The sequence below is a fragment of the Agarivorans sp. QJM3NY_25 genome, assembly GCF_050870875.2.
In the GTDB taxonomy this organism is placed as follows: Bacteria; Pseudomonadota; Gammaproteobacteria; order Enterobacterales; family Celerinatantimonadaceae; genus Agarivorans.
This window is the reverse complement of the sequence record NZ_CP194041.2, coordinates 996,150-1,014,557: the sequence shown is the minus strand read 5'-3', so window position 1 is coordinate 1,014,557 and position 18,408 is coordinate 996,150. Positions and strand designations below refer to the sequence as shown.

Genomic DNA, 18,408 nt, shown 5'->3' with positions numbered 1-18,408 from the left:
CCAAAACCATTAATATAAATAAAGATTGAATTTGTATTGATTATCGCTTTGATGAGTATGAATATTAATAAACAAGCCCCGCCTTCAAGAACGCATCAGCGAACAAAAAAGAATGACCAGCAATAGATAGCAAAGACAGCCACATTCTCCATTAGCGAACTTTAGGCGGGTGGCACTAAATAATGGCCCTTAGTCTGAATCAGGGCGGGATCGCACTTTGTTAACAGATATGATCTAATACCTCTAAACCCTAAGCTACATAGTTATTTTGAACATAATTGAACATTTATCAGTCGTCGAGGATACTCGATCTGACATCAATCAAAAGCATGACCTTATTGACGTAATTTTCCTTGTTATCAGTGCTATCGCATCAGGATGTGAAGGCTGGCAAGACATTGAATATTATGGAGAAGAGAAGTTGGGCTGGCTGAGGAAATATAGACCATTTGAACACGGGATCCCAAGACGACACACGATAGCACGCATTTTGCGTTCTGTTGTCGCGGAGTCTTTGCTTGAGGCATTAGCTCTGTGGATTAACGAGCAGCGAACGAGTCAAAACAGAGCCATCATCGCATTTGACGGAAAAGTACTGCGTGGTTCGTACCGAAATAACAAGAAAACAGCATTACAATTGGTTACAGCCTATGATACTGAACGTGGTCTCGTTCTGAGTCAGAAACCGACAGCGAACAAGAACGGCGAGATTAGCGTTGTGCGCCAAATGCTTGATGTTATTAACGTAAAAGGCAGTGTTGTCACCGTTGATGCTCTACATTGTCAGCGCGATACACTAGAGAAAATCGCAGAAAAGAAGGCTCATGTTGTCGTTCAAGTAAAAAACAACCAACCAAAGTTGAGAGCGGCTGTTGTTGAGCAGTTTCAAGCCGTCTTTGATGCTGGTAAAGAGAAGGTCGTCACTGAAATTAAAGAAAAACACCATGGTCGTAGCGAAGAGCGATACGTCTTTCAACTAAAGGCCAAGTTGCCCGAAGAGTTAGCAAAGAAATGGCCAACGGTAAGAAGCATCATAGCAGTGGAACGTCACCGCGTGATAAATGGGACAGGCACTGTAGATACCTCGTATTACATAAGCTCAATGTCACCGAATCACAAATTGTTAGGCCACTATATTCGTCAGCATTGGCGAATTGAAAACAGCCAGCATTACGTATTAGATGTTGTTTTTAAAGAGGATAACTCTCGCATTACTTTAGACGGAGCGGTGGAAAACATAGCTCTATTTAGACGTTTTGTGATGAACATGCTCAAACAATGCGATTGTGGAGCGCCAAGTCACAAAGTGAAGTTGAAGAAAGCGGGATGGAGCGACGATTATCGGGCACGAGTCTTCTTTGGGTTATAAATCCATCAAAGTATGCTCCCGCCCTGTAGTCTGAATGGGGAAGTGATCATGCTCAGCCAAGAGAGCCAAGCCAACCGTATCGCCTGTGAATAAGCAAACAAGTCACTGGAGCGGTGGGATTATTTTGGCTTAGTTAAGCTCGCGTGCCATATAGTGGATATACCTCTCTGTTTTGCAGATCCGAAATCCTTTACGCTGGTATAAAGCAAGCGCCGGATTCGTCTCAAACACACACAACCTCAGCAATCGGACATCAGCTTTTCTAGCAAGCTCAATTGCATAACTGAGCGCTTGAGAGCCCAAACCTTGCCCCTGCCAAGTCGGCTCAATTTGAAGATCTCGAATATAATAAGCAAGCTCATCGTGGCTGATACGAAGCATACCTACAGGACATCGATTTACAGCAATCTCATAATTTTCAAACTCATGCCAATTTATATCGAAGGCTGCCTGATCCCAGAGGATCCCAAGTTGCTGGTAATAAGCTTGCATATTTTGACGAGTCAAACGCTCGGCAAAATCCTTGTTTTTAGCTACTTGAAATAAGGGTTTCATTTTAAACTTCCTAGACGCTCGGTGAGGGGGGAATGTCGTAAACGCACATTTCTGAGATGCCTCGCTTTAACGTGCCCCATCGATGAACGGTGACTTGTCACTCATTGATTGCTGATTGGCTCACCATCAGACAAACTCAAAATCCCCTGAAGATCTAAGCGAAAAACGCTGATTTCTTCAAGTTTGTGGGCACCTATATTTTTATAAAACTTTATCGCGGCATCATTTGTTTTTAAGGCCCACCATTCGAAACGAGCACACTGATTCTCGATGGCTAAATGTGACAAGTAAACCAGAACCTGTTTGCCAAATCCTTGACCTTGATAAGCGGGTTCAATATATAAATCATCCAAATGTAAACCGCGCTGTCCTGTCGTTGTCGAGAATGTATAGTAATACACTGCAAATCCACAGGGTTTATTGTTAACATAAAAAATAATGGCCTCAGCATTAGACGTTGAACTCAATAGATTATTTTCCAGGTCCTCTTGAGTCACCGTGACTTCGAAGGGAAACCCTTCGGCGATAGCCAAGGCCTTTATAAAATGAAGTATCAGTTCAGCATTTTCTTTTTTAGCAATTTTAATTTCCAATATGCAGTTTCCCCGTTAATCGCCTATCATGCCTCGTGCTTATGAACCGATGTTATTTGATCTAATTCATTTCACCAAACAAAAATCCTAAGTTCGGCTGTTACAGTGCAACTTAAAAGCTACAAACCTAAGAGCCCATAGCATCGCTCTAATACCTTTAGTCGACAAAGCATCACTCAGCATACGTGAGAGAGCACAACCTCAGAAACACTTGGAGAGATCTGGCGTTAGAAAGTTTAAACGAGTGCAATGAGCCGAGAGTATGTCACCGCTTTCAAGGTCTTCGATTCTGCTCAGCCCCAGCGAGTATTTTTAAAATCTTCGAGCAGTAGCCTTATAAATAAAAGGGTTGTTTGTTCGATAAAAGCGGGAGAAAATAGTATTTCATTTCCAATTTGCATCCATAAACGAAAAATGAAACTAGATAGTAAAGACAAGTTAATCCTCAATCTATTGCAACGGGATGTGAGCATTCCCTTAAATGAGATCGCCGAACGGGTCGGTTTATCCGCAACGCCTTGCTGGCGACGGGTACAAAAATTGGAAAATGCCGGTTTTATTCGCCATAAGGTGGCACTGCTCGACCGCCAAAAATTAAACCTTGGGGTCACGGTGTTTGTCAGTGTTCGCACCGCCCAACACGACCCTCAATGGCTGGCACTCTTTAAACAGGCCATCGAGGATATTCCAGAGATTATCGAGGCCCATCGAATGAGTGGCAGCGTCGATTATTTACTGCAAGTGGTGGTACCCAGCATCGATGATTACGATCAAGTGTATAAAAAGCTCATCGAGCGGCTGGCTTTTACCGACGTCAGTTCGGCTTTTTCCATGGAAGTGATGAAAAGTACCACCGCTCTACCGACCCACTATATGAGCTAACAGGTTTTCGCGAACATAAAACTTGGGGCTTCAATCAAGCCCGAGGCACTTTGCTCCTTAATCCTTCAGACTCCAAGCTAGCGACTGAGAAACAATGGCAATGAATAATCCCCCGCTGAATTCAGATGACTTTCAACAACGATTAATCGCTTGGCAAAAGCAGCACGGCCGTCATGATTTACCTTGGCAGCAAGATCCAAGCCCCTATCGGGTGCTGGTCTCGGAAATTATGCTGCAGCAAACCCAGGTGAAAACGGTGATCCCTTATTTTGAGCGCTGGATGCAAAGTTTCCCCAATGTGCAGACCTTAGCCGCAGCCACTGAAGATCAAGTAATGAGCCATTGGCAAGGATTGGGCTACTATTCTCGCGCTCGTAACCTGCGCAAAGCCGCCATTTATATTCAAAGCGAATGCCAGGGGAAATTCCCAGAAGATGTGAACACCTTGCAACAGATCCCCGGTGTGGGTCGTTACACCGCTGGAGCCATTGCTTCCTTTGCTTATAATCGTTACGGTCCAATTGTCGATGGCAACGTAAAACGCCTATTCTGCCGCCTATTTGGAATAGAGGGCGTCCCCGGCACCAGCAAAGTTGACCGGCAACTGTGGCAGCTTGCCGAAACTTACACCCCTCAACAACACAATCGCGCCTTTGCTCAAGGCCTGCTGGACATGGGGGCAACCCGCTGTAAACCCAAAAAACCACTTTGTGAAGACTGTGCCTTTATCGATTGCTGCGCAGCATTTCTAAGCCAACGAGTCGAACAGCTACCCACCGCAAAACCGAAAAAGGTGATCCCCACCAAACCCGGTCATTTTTTATGGGTAGAAGAGCAGGGAAAGATTTTGCTAGAGCGGCGCGGTGAAGGGGGGATTTGGGGGGCGCTGTGGTGCCTACCGCAGGTCCATCTCGACCCAGTGTTGATCGGCGCTGAATTAAAAGGAAACTTTAAACACACCTTTACCCACTATAAATTAGAGGCGCAGGTTTGGTCCGTTGATCAAATAAATGAACCACATCTGGAACAACATTGGGTCTCATTAAGTGAACTCGAAGCGCGCGGCTTACCCACCCCAATCAAAAAATTCATCTTAAAAAATATGTAAATAGAGTCAAAGCATCAAGCCTCAAAATGCCAGTACATTTCACTAAGTGCTGGTATTTTGGGCGCTTCATTCAAGCTAACTTCAATGCTTAGTGGTCGGCCTGTGATTCAGTGGCTTACCCTTTAATAGAGAACAATATTTAGCAAGCCGCCACCAATGGCTCCGCCCAATTATCTTGACTCATGACGAAATCGATATATGATTCGTATACGTTTCACAGGCGAATCATATAAAATGGGTATTGTTAAAATTTCCGAAGAACTCCATCAAGAAATCCGAAAAGCCAGTTCTGTCATGTCACGCTCGATCAATTCACAAGCTGAATTCTGGATCCGCATTGGGATGCTAGCCGAGCTTCATCCGCAACGCTCATTCAATCAAATCGTCTCAGAACTACTCAAATCAGCAGAGGTCTCTGTCGCCAAAGTCGCCATACAAGAAGCGCATACCGATGAATAATGGCGTAAAGATTAAATCGGCAAGTGAAATTGAATTAATGCGCCATGCCGGGCACCTACTGACACAGGTCTTTCAGATGTTAGACCGCTACCTTAAACCCGGCCTCTCTACCCTAGAAATAAATGACAAAGTAGAACATTTTATTGTCAATGATCTCAATGCTCGGCCAGCGAGCAAAGGCCAATATGGTTATCAATATGTTTTAAACTCTTCAATCAATGAAGTGGTATGTCATGGGGTTCCAACGCCTAGTCAGCGATTAAAAAGGACCGACATCATTAACTTAGATATTACCTTAGAGAAAAATGGTTTTATTGCAGACTCAAGCAAGATGTATCTCATGCCAGAAGCGTCACCAGCAGCTAAAAAGCTGGCCCAAGCCACCTATGAGGCAATGTGGGCTGGAATTAAACAAGTGAAGCCAGGCGCTAAACTTGGCGATATTGGCCATGCGATTCAACAATATGCGGAACGCCGTGGCTATAGTATCGTGAAAGAATACTGTGGCCACGGGATAGGGCAAGCAATGCACGAAGCACCACAAGTGCTGCATTACGGTACGCCAAACCGAGGCCTTGAGCTAAAAGAGGGCATGATTTTCACCATCGAACCGATGGTCAATCAAGGTACCGCAAAAGTTAAAACCAAAAAAGATGGCTGGACCGTCGTCACCCGTGACAAAAAACTTTCTGCACAATCGGAACACACCATCTTAGTCACCCCTGTAGGCTATGAGGTGCTCACGCTGCGGGAAGAGGAACGATAAGAGTCGTGGTGAAATCAGCGCTAAATGAGCCCCAGTAAACCTTAGATGCATAAAGTGGGTCAGTCTGCGCCATTCGTAAACTGACCCTCTAGAACTAAAACCGCACGACACAACATCACCGCTAATGATGCACCAAACCGTCACTACCCGCATCGGCCGAGCACAGTGAAAAGTAACTCATCTTTAATTTCTTCAGTGACAAAAGCATCAAATTAAAGCTAAGCTGAATTTCAGTCTAATAGTAGCCAAGCGGCTGTTTTAATTAAATTAAAACACTAACAAAAATGATCCATGATTTTATCTAGCCACGCCATTGTTCAACTGTTAACCAGCAAGCCACTCATGATAAGCCTGTGGCTCATGCTGTGCTCATTGCCCCTCACCGCAAAAACACGAAGCGCCCACAGCACAGAGAGCTACTTTTCACTGGCAGGTGGCAGTGGTATCACCTACCTAGAGGATGACGTGACCGACGAGCAAAAAAAACAGCACTTCCGTTCCTTTGATATTCGCTTCGCCCAGCACTTTGCTCAAAGTTGGCGAGTCGATTTCGTTCATGCCAACGAAGGCCACGCCTATAATCACCACCGAGATGGTTTTTCAACTCATGTCAGCTACATCTACGTTCCAACAGATAGCTTCCGCTTCGAGATCGGTGCAGGCCCTTACATGTCCTTTAATACCACCGTTGATCACTCAGGCCTTGAACTAAACGAAAAACGACTCGGTGCAATGAGCACCCTTAGCGTTATCTATCCACTTTCCTATTTAAGCCAAAGCGCCCAACTTCGTTTGCAACTTAATAGTTACTTGGTGCCAAATCGCCCGCATAGCAATTCCTTGCTGATTGGTTTGGGCTTTGATATAGATAACGCAAATCACCAAAGCAGACCAGCCTCTTCCGCGTGGCTCAACGATTTGTCGATATCTCTGGTTAACACCAAAATTAACCATGGCGGACCAACCACCACCATTGGTTACAGTATCGATATGGCAAAACACTTTAATCATCATCTTGCCTTATCCTTGGCTTATATCAATGAAGGCGGTAACAACGGGGCCAGCAGTCGACGCGGCTTTACCAGTCAGCTTTGGAAAATAGTCCCGCTCGGGAGTCATTTCGAAGGGCGAATTGGGGCGGGCGGCTACCTCGCGCAAGACAAAATAGAACACCGCAGCGCTTACGACTTGAAAGGCATAATTAGCTTTGGCGTGAACTACTTCCCTGCTTGGCATTTTTTTGATTCGGGCTACTTTGGTCTCAGCCTTAGCCGGGTGATGGATTATCAAGGCCACCAAGACGACGCAGATTTATTACGCCTAAGTATCGGCAAGCGCTTTTAGCTCAAACAATACTTAAACGCTGAAGCGAAATTCAAATCCCCTAAACCGCATAAAAATAGACAGGAAAAAACCGCCCTCTAATTACTCTGAGCAATGCATTGATTCAGTCACGCCTATTGGGTCAGTCGCAATAACAGCAACCCAGCTTAAGAGAAAATCTGCGTGAATGCTTGTAGCCCTTAAGCACTCGTTGATGATGGGGCTTTTGCTTGATTCTTCACCGCTTTCACCCAAGGTGATAACGATTCATGAAACTTATGGCTGAGTCAGCAATCAGCAGGAAGAATGAGAAGCAGCAGCGATTAACCGACCTTTTTTGTGCTAAATCGTTTTTGCCCCAAAGTGAGTTACCCCCTCCTTGGAACACCACTGTCACACGAGGCTCTTGCCATAGCAAAACTAATGGTTTTGAATCTCGACTTTACTAGTTGTTAACGAGAAAATTTTGAATTAGTTGAGCTTCCAAGGTTTGCGCACTTTTTAACTGTGTATTTGCGGCTCTTCACCGTTCTTGGTGGAAAGTCATATCAAGCCCTCCAAAGTGAAATAAAATAGCTCGCTTAAAGCGTTCTTTATTTCTAAAACCCATCGAACGTATTTTTAGGCGCTGAATGTTTCCATTTATCGCTTCCGCTAAGCCATTTGATACCTTATAACGCATCGCATTGATGATGCCCTTTAAGTGCGTTTTCACGGTTTCTGCTGCTGTCATCATCGGCCTGATTTGACTGACCTTTATGAGTGCCAACCAATCATTCCAAGCCGCTTTGGCGTTAGCTGCATCGCCATACCAAATGGCTCTTGCTTGCTCTTTGAATATCCAGCTCAAGCCAGTATTTTGCATCATTTTGGCCAGCGCATTCACTCTTTCTCTCAATGTCCCATGTAGGTGGCTGTTTCGTTTTAACCATCCATACCGTGTTTGGTGGCACTCTCTTTTTAAATGCTGGGGCAACGCCATGAGTTCGCTTTTTCTCACTTCATTCACCGCTTTAGTGAGCGCCTTTGCGATATGAAAATGGTCTATGGCTATCATTTGCTTAGCCCGCTCACCGAAGTAGTCATATGCTGCGTTTATATATGCTCTGCTCATGTCCATCGATATGGAACGTGTAACCATTGTTGACTCAGGGGGCAATGCCTTAAAGCAAGCTGATAAGCTCAGGCCTGTTCGACCGTCTTCAACCGATATCACCTGACCATCACGATTGGATAATACCGTGACATAGTCATGGCCTTTCTTAAATGCCGTTTCATCGACCAACAGGTCTTGGTAGTTGATGGTGGTTCTGGCTGTCAGACCGCGTTGAACGGCTCGTGCCATAATACGGTCGATGGCTCCCCAGCTAAGCCGATAGGTTTTACTCACCGCGTATAAGGAACTGACTTTAAGCATCTCTATAACGCGAGCCTCAAACAGCTCTGTGTAGCGACTGTTACTTGTCGCCCAAGGCACTTGAAGTGTTTGCACTCCATGCTCTGGGCAATCAGCTCGAGGGACTTCAGCCTCAATACGTGTTTCAAACTGACAGGTATCTAAATGTCGCCAAACCCGCCGCCGAGTATCGTGTCGACGAACAGCCTTACCGCAAGAGGGGCAAGCCGTTAATGAAGCTCGGTCATAGTCAACGCGTACGGTGATGGTTTGGGTTGACTCATTGAGTTCAACAGATGAAACAGCCCAAGGATGAGTTAATCCAAGAATGGATTGATAAAGCGTCGTGTCTTGCATGGTCGCGAGGTATTCATGAACGTTTACTTATTATCTCGCTCATTAATGTTTGTTGAAAGTGTTTCCACTACATTCGGTGAAGAGCCGTATTTGCACAGTGTTTCTGGTTTTGTTTGCGTCATTTGTCAAAGCAATCAATGAAAGAAATGGATCGACGATTGATTGATGCCGAGTAAAAAACTATGGTAGACAATGGGTTAATATCAAATCACTAATTGATGAGCGAATGTGATGAAGGTCATGTTTTTTGTGATAGGCCGCGCGCTCATTGAACGGGATAGGCCGCACGTGCGACCTACTTAGCGTTATGTTTCTAGGAGTAATTCATGAGCTATCCTGAGTGGGATGAATCAGTAAGTGATAAAAAAATAATTGAAGAATTCTATGAACAACTAGTCATTCGATACCCACAATTAAAAGAAGATGTCGAAGACAATGAAGGTTTGTTGCATATTGATATGGGGTACCTTCAAAGATTAGCTGAAGGTCTTTGCAAAGACAGAAAACTTGACGAAGCAAAAAGTTGCTTTAATTGGGTAAATTCATTATTTTGCCGAAGCAAGAATGAACTGCTAAATGCAATAAATGTTTCATTCCTAGAATACTTCGAGTATTACCCAGGGCGGGAGCATACTTTTATGGATTTATAACCCAAAGAAGACTCGTGCCCGATAATCGTCGCTCCATCCCGCTTTCTTCAACTTCACTTTGTGACTTGGCGCTCCACAATCGCATTGTTTGAGCATGTTCATCACAAAACGTCTAAATAGAGCTATGTTTTCCACCGCTCCGTCTAAAGTAATGCGAGAGTTATCCTCTTTAAAAACAACATCTAATACGTAATGCTGGCTGTTTTCAATTCGCCAATGCTGACGAATATAGTGGCCTAACAATTTGTGATTCGGTGACATTGAGCTTATGTAATACGAGGTATCTACAGTGCCTTTCCCATTTATCACGCGGTGGCGTTCCACTGCTATGATGCTTCTTACCGTTGGCCATTTCTTTGCTAACTCTTCGGGCAACTTGGCCTTTAGTTGAAAGACGTATCGCTCTTCGCTACGACCATGGTGTTTTTCTTTAATTTCAGTGACGACCTTCTCTTTACCAGCATCAAAGACGGCTTGAAACTGCTCAACAACAGCCGCTCTCAACTTTGGTTGGTTGTTTTTTACTTGAACGACAACATGAGCCTTCTTTTCTGCGATTTTCTCTAGTGTATCGCGCTGACAATGTAGAGCATCAACGGTGACAACACTGCCTTTTACGTTAATAACATCAAGCATTTGGCGCACAACGCTAATCTCGCCGTTCTTGTTCGCTGTCGGTTTCTGACTCAGAACGAGACCTCGTTCAGTATCATAGGCTGTAACCAATTGTAATGCTGTTTTCTTGTTATTTCGGTACGAGCCACGCAGTACTTTTCCGTCAAATGCGATGATGGCTCTGTTTTGACTCGTTCGCTGCTCGTTAATCCACAGAGCTAATGCCTCAAGCAAAGACTCCGCGACAACAGAACGCAAAATGCGTGCTATCGTGTGTCGTCGTGGGATCCCGTGTTCAAATGGTCTATATTTCCTCAGCCAACCCAACTTCTCTTCTCCATAATATTCAATGTCTTGCCAGCCTTCACATCCTGATGCGATAGCACTGATAACAAGGAAAATCACGTCAATAAGGTCATGCTTTTGATTGATGTCAGATCGAGTATCCTCGACGACTGATAAATGTTCAATTATGTTCAAAATAACTATGTATCTTAGGGTTTAGAGGTATTAGATCATATCTGTTAACAAAGTGCGATCCCGCCCTGGAGTATTACCATAGCCTGTCAGATAAAGAGTTTGAAAAAATAATGCCAGAAGAGTTGTTTCGTGGTTATCAAGAAATGATGGCATATATGGATAAAATGGCAAAAAAAATTAATGAACGTAACAAAGAAACATAATCGGGTAGCCGGAGGTATCTAACCTCCAGCCCCCACAACACCCTGCATGCGGCTCCGCACAGGGCGTTTCCTGAAAACGGTTAAAATACAACGGCCGATTAGCTCCTTTGCATTCCAATGATGGCTTCTGTTTTTGCGCCATGACTCCTCAGTCCGGTCGGATACGGAGACAATGAGCTGCACAGGCTCCTCATTGATTTTCAGGTTCAGGCCTTCACCGTGTCCCAACCATTACGATGGGCGTTGGGCTACTATGCCGTCTGCTGACTTCTACTTAATCACCAATTGAGTTGCCCCAACTAGCGCTATCGTTGTTCATCGAGTTTGCTCACTTAAGTTGATGAGGCTTAAGTGCCGGGCCTGTTGAACTAGCGGCCAAGCTAGTGAGTTAAACGATCGCCTGTTAAGCAGATCTCCCCACTCTTTGTTTATAAGAAGTAGAACATGCACTTTCTCTTTCTCTGCACTGCTGCATCATTTACGGTGGCCGTTAGATCACATGGCTTCGTTGTCTTGTGCCAACTCGCCTCCAGCCTACGCCTCATATGATGTTTTTGTTCATCAGCTCGCAGATTTGCGTCCGGCTTCCTTCAGACATTCCCTCACGGTAACGCCCTTGCCATTCGCTAGTAGTTAGCGTTTAATAATCAAAGTGTTATTAAACGGTGACCTTCCTACAGAGGACTTTCACCTCATTAGTTCATGCCCATGCTGGGCGTACACAAGCTAATCAACTGGACGTATTGCGGTTGTCATCATTTTTGCAAAAGAAAAGGCGCAAAAATAATACCAACCTACACGCCAGTTATTAGGGCGTTAGCAGTCCATGGAGTCAGAATGCTCGATAAGTTAAATTGCGTAATATCTGAGTTTGTCGAACCTTTGATTTTGAAATATCAGTGGACGTTAGATAATGAAATAGCTTCAGGAATGGGCGCAATAAAAGAATACGTAGGTAAAGAAATTTATATTCGCGTTGTTAATGATCGTGGCTTGCTGGATATTGAAATTGGGTCAAAGCACGATAAAGAACGACTTAGATGCGTATCATTTTTTAAAGACTGGAAAACCCCACCTTGGCGGGGGCAATCAAATTTATCTGTAGGTCAGCAGTGTGCATTTCTAAATGAAAATTGGTCTCAATTGAATGAACTACTTAATGAGAAAAATGCCAATCAAACGATCAAGGCTGTTGATGAGTATCTTCAATCAAGGTAGCGCATCTACTGCTAATCGGGTAGCCGGAGGTATCTAGCCTCCAGCCCCCACAACACCCTGCATGCGGCTCCGCACAGGGCGTTTCACTTAGAATGGTGAAGCTTAATCCATCCATCTCGAAGCGCAAATAGACCTTGGGATGCTAAATAAGCATTCGATAATGCTTGTTGGATCCCCGGTGTTTTCGAGCTTCTCCATGGGCCTTTACTGGTTATGCCACAGGCTACCGCGGCTTGAACATGTACTCCTCTACGCATCAGATTTCTTACTTTGGTTCTCGGTTTTCGCCACTGTCGCCAGTAGGCCATTCGCACTCTGCGCCTTATCCAGTGATCTAGATCTACGCACAGTTGATAGCAATTCGCGATCCCAAAGTAGTTTATCCATCCTCGCAAGTATTGGCTTACTTTAAATAGCTGATAGCCCATCGACACGCCCCAGTTACGGTTTGTTAGACGCCTAATTTGTTGTTTAAAACGGTGTAACGTTTTGGCGTGAATTTGCAGCCGTCCCGCTTTAAAGGTAAACCCTAAGAACTTACTCTTCGCCGTTTTAACCACCTGACTTTTGGCTGTATTAACCACAAGTTTTAAGCGCCGTTGCAAGAAGCTACTAATGCTCGTAAGCACTCGTTCACCCGCACGCTGACTTCTCAGCAAAATGGTAAAATCATCGGCGTAACGAGCAAACTTGTGCCCTCGCTTTTCCAGCTCTTTGTCCAATGGATCGAGCATGATATTGGCCAGCAAGGGCGATAATGGTCCCCCTTGCGGTACACCTTCTCGACTTTCCTGATAGCACTGGTTATGGATAAAACCCGCTCTCAGGTATTTTCCAATCAGTGTAAGTAGCCGTTTATCTTGAACTCGATTTCCCAGCTGACTCATGAGCAGATCATGGTTAACTCGGTCAAAGAATTTAGATAAGTCCACATCAACCGCAAAACGTCGGCCTTGCTTGATGATGCCTTGAACTTGCTTCACCGCTTGCTGCCCATTCTTGTTTGGCCTAAATCCAAAGCTGTTCGCTGAGAAACTAGGGTCAAAAATGGGCGTAAGCACTTGAGCTATGGCCTGTTGAATAACACGGTCTAGCACCGTTGGGATCCCCAGTTGGCGTTTACCGCCATCGGGTTTGTCAATCTCCACACGGCGAACCGGTTTAGGCTGATACTGGCCATTACGCAGCGCAGCAGCAACCTGCTTCCAGTGTAGTTTTGCCCAAGAAGGAAATGCATCAATGGACATGTTATCCACTCCAGCAGCCCCTTTATTGGCTCGAACACCTTGCCACGCGAGCTGAATATTCTGCCGCGTTAGCATATGTTCGAATAGATGTTGGCTAAAGGTTGGCTGCGAGTTATTACGCTGAATCGCATCTACGCCGGACGGCGAATGGGTGTTCAAGTTTAACAAGGCTCCTCCTTTATTCTAAGTGTTCAGGCCTTCACCGTGTCCCAACCATTACGATGGGCGTTGGGCTACTATGCCGTCTGCTGACTTCTGCTTAATCACCGTTTGAGTTACCCCAAATAGCGCTATCGTTGTTCATCGTATTTGCTCACTTAAGTTGATGAGAATTAAGTGCCAGGCCTGTTGAACTAGCGGCCAAGCTAGTGAGTTAAACGATCGCTTGTTAAGCAGATCTCCCCACTCTTTGTTTATAAAAAGTAGAACATGCACTTTCTCTTTCTCTGCACTGCTGCATCATTTACGGTGGCCGTTAGATCACATGGCTTCGTTGTCTTGTGCCAACTCGCCTCCAGCCTACGCCTCATATGATGTTCTTGTTCATCAGCTCGCCCTCTCTTTAGATAAAAAGGCGTCCGGCTTCCTTCAGACATTCCCTCGCGGCAATGCCCTTGCCATTCGCTAGTAGTTAGCGTTTAATAATCAGAATGTTATTAAACGGTGACCTTCCTACAGAGGACTTTCACCTCATTAGTTCATGCCCATGCTGGGCGTACACAATCGCAGTCTGCCGGAGCGCCTTTCCGCTCCTTCGTCGCTACAAGGCGCCCGCAGCTGCGGGCGTTAACCCATAGAAATTTTTATCCGAAACAGACGCTTTAGAGTTAAGGCTTTAACTCGGAAATGTCCAGAAGCGTGTTATAGCGAAACACGTTTTTGCTCCATAGTTTGCAAGAAGACCTTATCTTATGGATAAGTTTAGGAGCATCAATATGATTAAGATTGTTACATAAGGAGCTTTACTCTTAGCCTTCAAGCTAAGCTCGTTTAGCTCTTCTAGTTATATCAGTAGCTCTCTTTTTGTCGCGTAAACCCCTAGCAAACAAACGCATTTTACATCGTAATAAGCTCAATTTGACTTCACTTTTAAAAAGCTATTGACCAAATCACGTTAATCGATATTATGGGCGTCTAGACATCTGAATGTCTTTTGTTATTTAAATGGGATTATCATGAAAAGCTACAAAAAAATCACAACATCGCTGTTGGCATTAACACTCGTATTCGGCGTAACAGGATGTGGGCAAAAAGACGAATCGCTTATCAAAATTGGCGCAACAGTTGGCCCACATGCACAAGTTGTTGAAGCGGTCGCCAAACAAGCAGCAAAACAAGGGATCAACATTCAAGTAGTTGAGTTCTCAGACTATATCACCCCTAACGCCGCGCTAAGCGATGGAAGCATCGACCTTAATAGCTATCAACATCAGCCGTTTCTCGATAACTTTAACGACAGTCACAATAGTCACTTAGTCTCTATTGGTCGTTCCATTTTGATGCGTATGGGCGTTTACTCTAACAAGTACACAACGCTTGACGCAATCCCAGAGCATGCTCGAATTGCGATTCCAAACGATCCAACCAATGGCGGCCGTGGGCTATTACTACTCGAAGATGCAGGGTTGATTTCGCTAAAAGAAAACCTTGGCTTCAGTGCTTCGTTGCAAGATATTATCAGCAATCCAAAAAGTATTCGATTTGTCGAAGTCGATGCCGCTCAACTGCCACGCACACTTGACGATGTAGATGCTGCGGTAATTACCATGAACTACGTGATGTCTGCAGGACTAGATCCTAAGAAACAAGGTATTTACTTGGAGCCAAAAGACGCGCCTTTAGCCGTGATGGTTGTGGCCGCGCGAGATGAAGACAAAAACAAGGAAGTATTTCAAAAGATTATCTCGATTTATCACTCTCAAGAGATAAAGGACTTCTTAAACACCACCTTCAAAGGCACCATAGAAGCGGCAAATTAAAGCAAACCGCTGAGCTTAGATTTGGTGTTGCCAGTAGATTCATCGGCAACGCCAAAATTGATTCGTTTTTCGGCTCTTCTCCGTTTACATAAGTTTAATTTGTGGATAGAAATAGACTCCTCTTCTGGAATGGATGTTTGCCAAAACTTTAACTTCAAGCATTCTGTATCTCGAACTTCGCAAGCTCTCGGTCTTAGAAGACCAATTGATACATTACCAGCCTCCATACGAGCATTTATCAGCCTATGCTTTGCCTAACTACAAATACCGATGCCAAATCAAACCGAGCATGAGTCGCCGCGGAAATGGTTAGGATACTGCACTGATGGAGTATTTATTTAGAAGTTTGAAAACAGAATCGATACCAGAGCTAGGCTACCGAGCATTTTTAGAAGCCAAGCACGCAATAAAGGATTATATCGTAGGATATTTCAGCCTAGTCAGGCCACATCAGCACAACAAGATGTTGCCACCGGATCAGGCGGAAAAGTTGTACTGGAAAAACTATAAAACCGTGGCCAGTTTTACTTGAGCACTACAGTGCGATACCTTGCGCGAACTGAAGACGCTTATGTTGTGGGAGTAACAGATGCTTTTAGGCCTGAACCATATCACGCTCGCGGTGAGCGATTTAGAACAATCACTAAAGTTCTATATTGAAGTGCTCGGCTTCAAAGGACATGTAAAATGGAATGATGGCGCTTACCTTTCCCTTGGAGATCTATGGTTTTGTCTTTCATCGGATAAGCCATGCCCGAAAGATGATTACACACATCTTGCCTTTGATATCTCTTCATCAGACTTTGAGCCTTTTTGTAAACGCTTAGCATGCCATGCGGTAACACAATGGAAAGTAAACAAGAGTGAAGGCCAATCACGCTACATCCTTGACCCTGATGGGCACAAATTAGAAATTCATGTGGGCAATTTATCCAGTCGTCTTGAAGCCATCAAATCAAAACCCTATGCTGGATTAGTTTGGCTCTCAACCTAAGATGGCCCAAGCACCGTCAATCCATGCGCTGCTGCGCTGAGATGCTATTCCATCGACGGAGCACCCAAAGCAAGTCCAGCCGTTTAAAGCTCTAGTGCTTGACTGCTCACCACTTTTGCTCGTCCGGTTTGTTTCGCCTGATAAAGCGCGCGATCTGCCGCATCAATCATCTGCTGAGCGTTTAGGCTGGCATCGCTGAGGGTGGTGAAGCCAATAGACACCGAGTATTGAATCGCTCCCTGCTCGTTTGCAAAGGGCGTGCTGCGAATCGTTTCACAGATCCGCTGACAGATAGAATCGGCATCATCCTGACCAGTATTGGGAAGTAACACGACAAACTCTTCTCCACCGACCCGCGCAAAATAATCTTGCTTACGCAGCGATTGATGACAGACTTTCGCAAAGTGTTGTAAGACCTGATCACCAACGCTGTGCCCATGGCGGTCATTCACTTGCTTAAAGTGGTCGATATCGAGTACCGCCAAGGAAAAATTTTGTTGCCGCTGCGCATTATCGTACATCAAGATCTGCAACTGCGACTCCATTTTACGACGATTCATCAGCCCGGTGAGCGGATCGGTCGTCGCTTGTAAAAGTAATTGTTGTTCTTGCTGTTTTCGCTCGGAAATATCCCAACAAATACCAGCGATAGAACTATCATGTAGCGTGCTATCGGTCGATAAATTGGCGGAGATGTCTATCCAACAGTAGCTGCCATCATTCTTCATAATCTTTAGATCACAACGTAAGGTACGCCCTTGTGATCTAAAATACTCGCGTGCATCTTTCAGAAACTGCTTACGGTAAGCGGGGTGGATCCGCTTCATCCATTCCCGCGGGGTAAAATGTTGATTACGCACAACCTCGGAGCTGCTACTTAAGACCTCAGAGCTACACCATAAATAGCCACGCCGACGATCAAACTCCCAGCTACTACAAGCCATATTCTGTTTTAAGATATCCAGCTGATGTTTCTTGGCTCTAAAATTATCCCGAACCACCGCACTAGAGATAAAATAACTGGCGGTTTTAAGCAAGGTGATTTCGTTTAGAGACCAGTCGTATTCGCGCTCACAATCATCTAAACCCAAGGTTCCCCACCAGCGATTTTCAACAATGATCGGAATGGTTAACATCGATAAGACTTGCTGACTTTCGAGGTGACTTTTCAACCAAGACTCAGGCAGTAATTTAGGAAGCACCTGTTGATACTCACCCCGTTTGCGGCTTTCAACTAGCTCTGAATACTCCGGCTCTTTTAACATCGATTTAAAATAATTAAACCGAGACTGCTTAATTTGCACATACTTTTCGGCAGCAGCCCATTCAAAAACATAATCTTGCAGAATGTAATCATCTTGTAAGTCAAGCGTTTGAAATATCCATACCCGACTCACAGAAGTCACCTTTCCCAACTCTTCCAAGAGAACATTGACCTTATCGAGCCAACCTTGCCCGGTAATTAAATCTTCGGCACTATTAAGAATAGCGGCAAGGATTTCATTACTCAGGCTGGTCGATTTATGACTCAAAGCCTGACCTAAGCTGCCCGTTTTAATCGCCATCTAGATGAAATATCTCCGCGTTTCAATCATAAAGCCATTATGAGACTCCCCCCTAAAAAGTATAGGTTTTTCTATAGCTGAGTCATTTGTGTCAAAACTATGCAAGCGACTCAAAGTAAATGCCACTATCGTTCAATCATCAATAGCGGTTTTGCGCCAGCACCTGCACACTAGTCATGGCAGCCAGACGGCAACTTTGGTATAACATGCAGCAAGCACCAAAGCTTGGCGCAAACGCGATCACAAAAACGCCTCAGGGCCGCTTAAGCCGCCATGTAGCAAACAATAAGGGATAATTATGGCCAGAACTGTATTTTGCCAACGTTTAAAAAAACAAGCCGAAGGTTTAGATTTTCAATTGATCCCCGGTGAAGTTGGCAAACGAGTCTTCGACAACATCAGCAAAGAAGCCTGGACCCAGTGGCAGAAAAAGCAAACCATGCTGATCAACGAGAAAAAGTTAAATTTAATGAATCTGGATGATCGTGAGTTATTACAAGCAGAAATGGTGAAATACCTCTTTGAAGATGGCGAAGTAGATATCGAAGGCTACACGCCTCCCAGCGCATAAACGCAATTCATCAACGCACTAAGCCATGAAGTTATCAGGAAAAATCGAGAACCTGATAGCTTCATGCTTGATATCAAC

At 44.7% G+C, this 18,408-nt stretch carries 17 protein-coding genes and 1 pseudogene; 11 read left to right on the top strand and 7 right to left on the bottom strand.

Going from position 1 to position 18,408, the window contains the following annotated elements; all coding sequences use genetic code 11:
* Positions 1 to 268 precede the first annotated feature (268 nt).
* The gene (locus ACRRSW_RS04665; RefSeq protein WP_432455729.1) at positions 269 to 1,369 is read left to right on the top strand and encodes an ISAs1 family transposase; all 1,101 of its coding nucleotides are present in this window, start codon (positions 269 to 271) and stop codon (positions 1,367 to 1,369) included.
* A gap of 129 nt (positions 1,370 to 1,498) precedes the next feature.
* On the opposite strand, the gene ACRRSW_RS04660 is transcribed toward ACRRSW_RS04665, so the two are convergent.
* Together ACRRSW_RS04660 and ACRRSW_RS04655 are read right to left on the bottom strand one after the other, a co-directional pair.
* A complete protein-coding gene (locus tag ACRRSW_RS04660; RefSeq protein WP_432454369.1) occupies positions 1,499 to 1,924 on the bottom strand; it encodes a GNAT family N-acetyltransferase in 426 nt (141 codons plus the stop codon).
* 101 nt (positions 1,925 to 2,025) lie between these two features.
* Complete coding sequence (locus ACRRSW_RS04655; RefSeq protein WP_432461021.1) at positions 2,026 to 2,517, bottom strand: GNAT family N-acetyltransferase; 492 nt, start codon at positions 2,515 to 2,517, stop codon at positions 2,026 to 2,028.
* A 414-nt stretch (positions 2,518 to 2,931) separates the two neighbouring features.
* On the opposite strand from ACRRSW_RS04655, the gene ACRRSW_RS04650 reads away from it, so the two are divergent.
* The 5 genes from ACRRSW_RS04650 to ACRRSW_RS04630 all read left to right on the top strand — a co-directional run bounded on the left by ACRRSW_RS04650 (position 2,932) and on the right by ACRRSW_RS04630 (position 7,076).
* On the top strand, positions 2,932 to 3,399 hold the full coding sequence (locus ACRRSW_RS04650) for an Lrp/AsnC family transcriptional regulator (protein WP_432454371.1): 468 nt from the start codon (positions 2,932 to 2,934) through the stop codon (positions 3,397 to 3,399).
* Between the two features lie 100 nt (positions 3,400 to 3,499).
* Entirely contained in the window at positions 3,500 to 4,507 is a 1,008-nt protein-coding gene (gene mutY, locus ACRRSW_RS04645; protein WP_432461020.1) for an A/G-specific adenine glycosylase, read from the top strand.
* 234 nt (positions 4,508 to 4,741) lie between these two features.
* Positions 4,742 to 4,966 carry a ParD-like family protein gene (locus ACRRSW_RS04640; RefSeq protein ID WP_432454373.1) on the top strand — a complete coding sequence of 75 codons (225 nt, stop codon included), beginning with the start codon at positions 4,742 to 4,744 and terminating at the stop codon, positions 4,964 to 4,966.
* On the top strand, positions 4,959 to 5,732 hold the full coding sequence (map, locus tag ACRRSW_RS04635) for a type I methionyl aminopeptidase (protein WP_432461019.1): 774 nt from the start codon (positions 4,959 to 4,961) through the stop codon (positions 5,730 to 5,732). Before ACRRSW_RS04640 ends, map begins: the two co-directional genes overlap by 8 nt.
* Positions 5,733 to 6,023: 291 nt before the next feature.
* On the top strand, positions 6,024 to 7,076 hold the full coding sequence (locus tag ACRRSW_RS04630) for a hypothetical protein (RefSeq protein WP_432461018.1): 1,053 nt from the start codon (positions 6,024 to 6,026) through the stop codon (positions 7,074 to 7,076).
* A 502-nt stretch (positions 7,077 to 7,578) separates the two neighbouring features.
* On the opposite strand, the gene ACRRSW_RS04625 is transcribed toward ACRRSW_RS04630, so the two are convergent.
* Entirely contained in the window at positions 7,579 to 8,808 is a 1,230-nt protein-coding gene (locus tag ACRRSW_RS04625) for an ISL3 family transposase (RefSeq protein WP_432459650.1), read from the bottom strand.
* 326 nt (positions 8,809 to 9,134) lie between these two features.
* Between ACRRSW_RS04625 and ACRRSW_RS04620 the strand changes: the two genes are divergently transcribed.
* Positions 9,135 to 9,458: a DUF7674 family protein gene (locus tag ACRRSW_RS04620; RefSeq protein ID WP_432461017.1), complete on the top strand. Its 324-nt coding sequence runs from the start codon at positions 9,135 to 9,137 to the stop codon at positions 9,456 to 9,458.
* Here the strand turns inward: ACRRSW_RS04620 and ACRRSW_RS04615 are convergent.
* Positions 9,453 to 10,553 (bottom strand): ISAs1 family transposase, encoded by a 1,101-nt coding sequence (locus tag ACRRSW_RS04615; protein ID WP_432452595.1) that lies wholly within the window; start codon positions 10,551 to 10,553, stop codon positions 9,453 to 9,455. The two genes, ACRRSW_RS04620 and ACRRSW_RS04615, sit on opposite strands and share 6 nt — an antisense overlap.
* 1,040 nt (positions 10,554 to 11,593) lie before the next feature.
* Between ACRRSW_RS04615 and ACRRSW_RS04610 the strand changes: the two genes are divergently transcribed.
* Positions 11,594 to 11,974: a hypothetical protein gene (locus ACRRSW_RS04610; protein ID WP_432461016.1), complete on the top strand. Its 381-nt coding sequence runs from the start codon at positions 11,594 to 11,596 to the stop codon at positions 11,972 to 11,974.
* Between the two features lie 83 nt (positions 11,975 to 12,057).
* On the opposite strand, the gene ltrA is transcribed toward ACRRSW_RS04610, so the two are convergent.
* The gene (gene ltrA / locus ACRRSW_RS04605) at positions 12,058 to 13,389 is read right to left on the bottom strand and encodes a group II intron reverse transcriptase/maturase (RefSeq protein WP_432461015.1); all 1,332 of its coding nucleotides are present in this window, start codon (positions 13,387 to 13,389) and stop codon (positions 12,058 to 12,060) included.
* 1,007 nt (positions 13,390 to 14,396) lie between these two features.
* On the opposite strand from ltrA, the gene ACRRSW_RS04600 reads away from it, so the two are divergent.
* Positions 14,397 to 15,200 (top strand): MetQ/NlpA family ABC transporter substrate-binding protein, encoded by an 804-nt coding sequence (locus ACRRSW_RS04600; protein WP_432454388.1) that lies wholly within the window; start codon positions 14,397 to 14,399, stop codon positions 15,198 to 15,200.
* Between the two features lie 84 nt (positions 15,201 to 15,284).
* Here ACRRSW_RS04600 and ACRRSW_RS04595 read toward each other — a convergent pair.
* Positions 15,285 to 15,454: pseudogene (locus tag ACRRSW_RS04595) on the bottom strand (ISL3 family transposase); the annotation flags it as partial.
* Between the two features lie 335 nt (positions 15,455 to 15,789).
* Between ACRRSW_RS04595 and fos the strand changes: the two are divergent.
* The gene (gene fos, locus ACRRSW_RS04590) at positions 15,790 to 16,194 is read left to right on the top strand and encodes a fosfomycin resistance glutathione transferase (protein WP_432454389.1); all 405 of its coding nucleotides are present in this window, start codon (positions 15,790 to 15,792) and stop codon (positions 16,192 to 16,194) included.
* 83 nt (positions 16,195 to 16,277) lie between these two features.
* Here fos and ACRRSW_RS04585 read toward each other — a convergent pair whose 3' ends face one another.
* Positions 16,278 to 17,759 carry a diguanylate cyclase gene (locus tag ACRRSW_RS04585; RefSeq protein WP_432461014.1) on the bottom strand — a complete coding sequence of 494 codons (1,482 nt, stop codon included), beginning with the start codon at positions 17,757 to 17,759 and terminating at the stop codon, positions 16,278 to 16,280.
* A 298-nt stretch (positions 17,760 to 18,057) separates the two neighbouring features.
* On the opposite strand from ACRRSW_RS04585, the gene ACRRSW_RS04580 reads away from it, so the two are divergent.
* Positions 18,058 to 18,330: an oxidative damage protection protein gene (locus tag ACRRSW_RS04580; RefSeq protein WP_432454391.1), complete on the top strand. Its 273-nt coding sequence runs from the start codon at positions 18,058 to 18,060 to the stop codon at positions 18,328 to 18,330.
* Positions 18,331 to 18,408 lie beyond the last annotated feature (78 nt).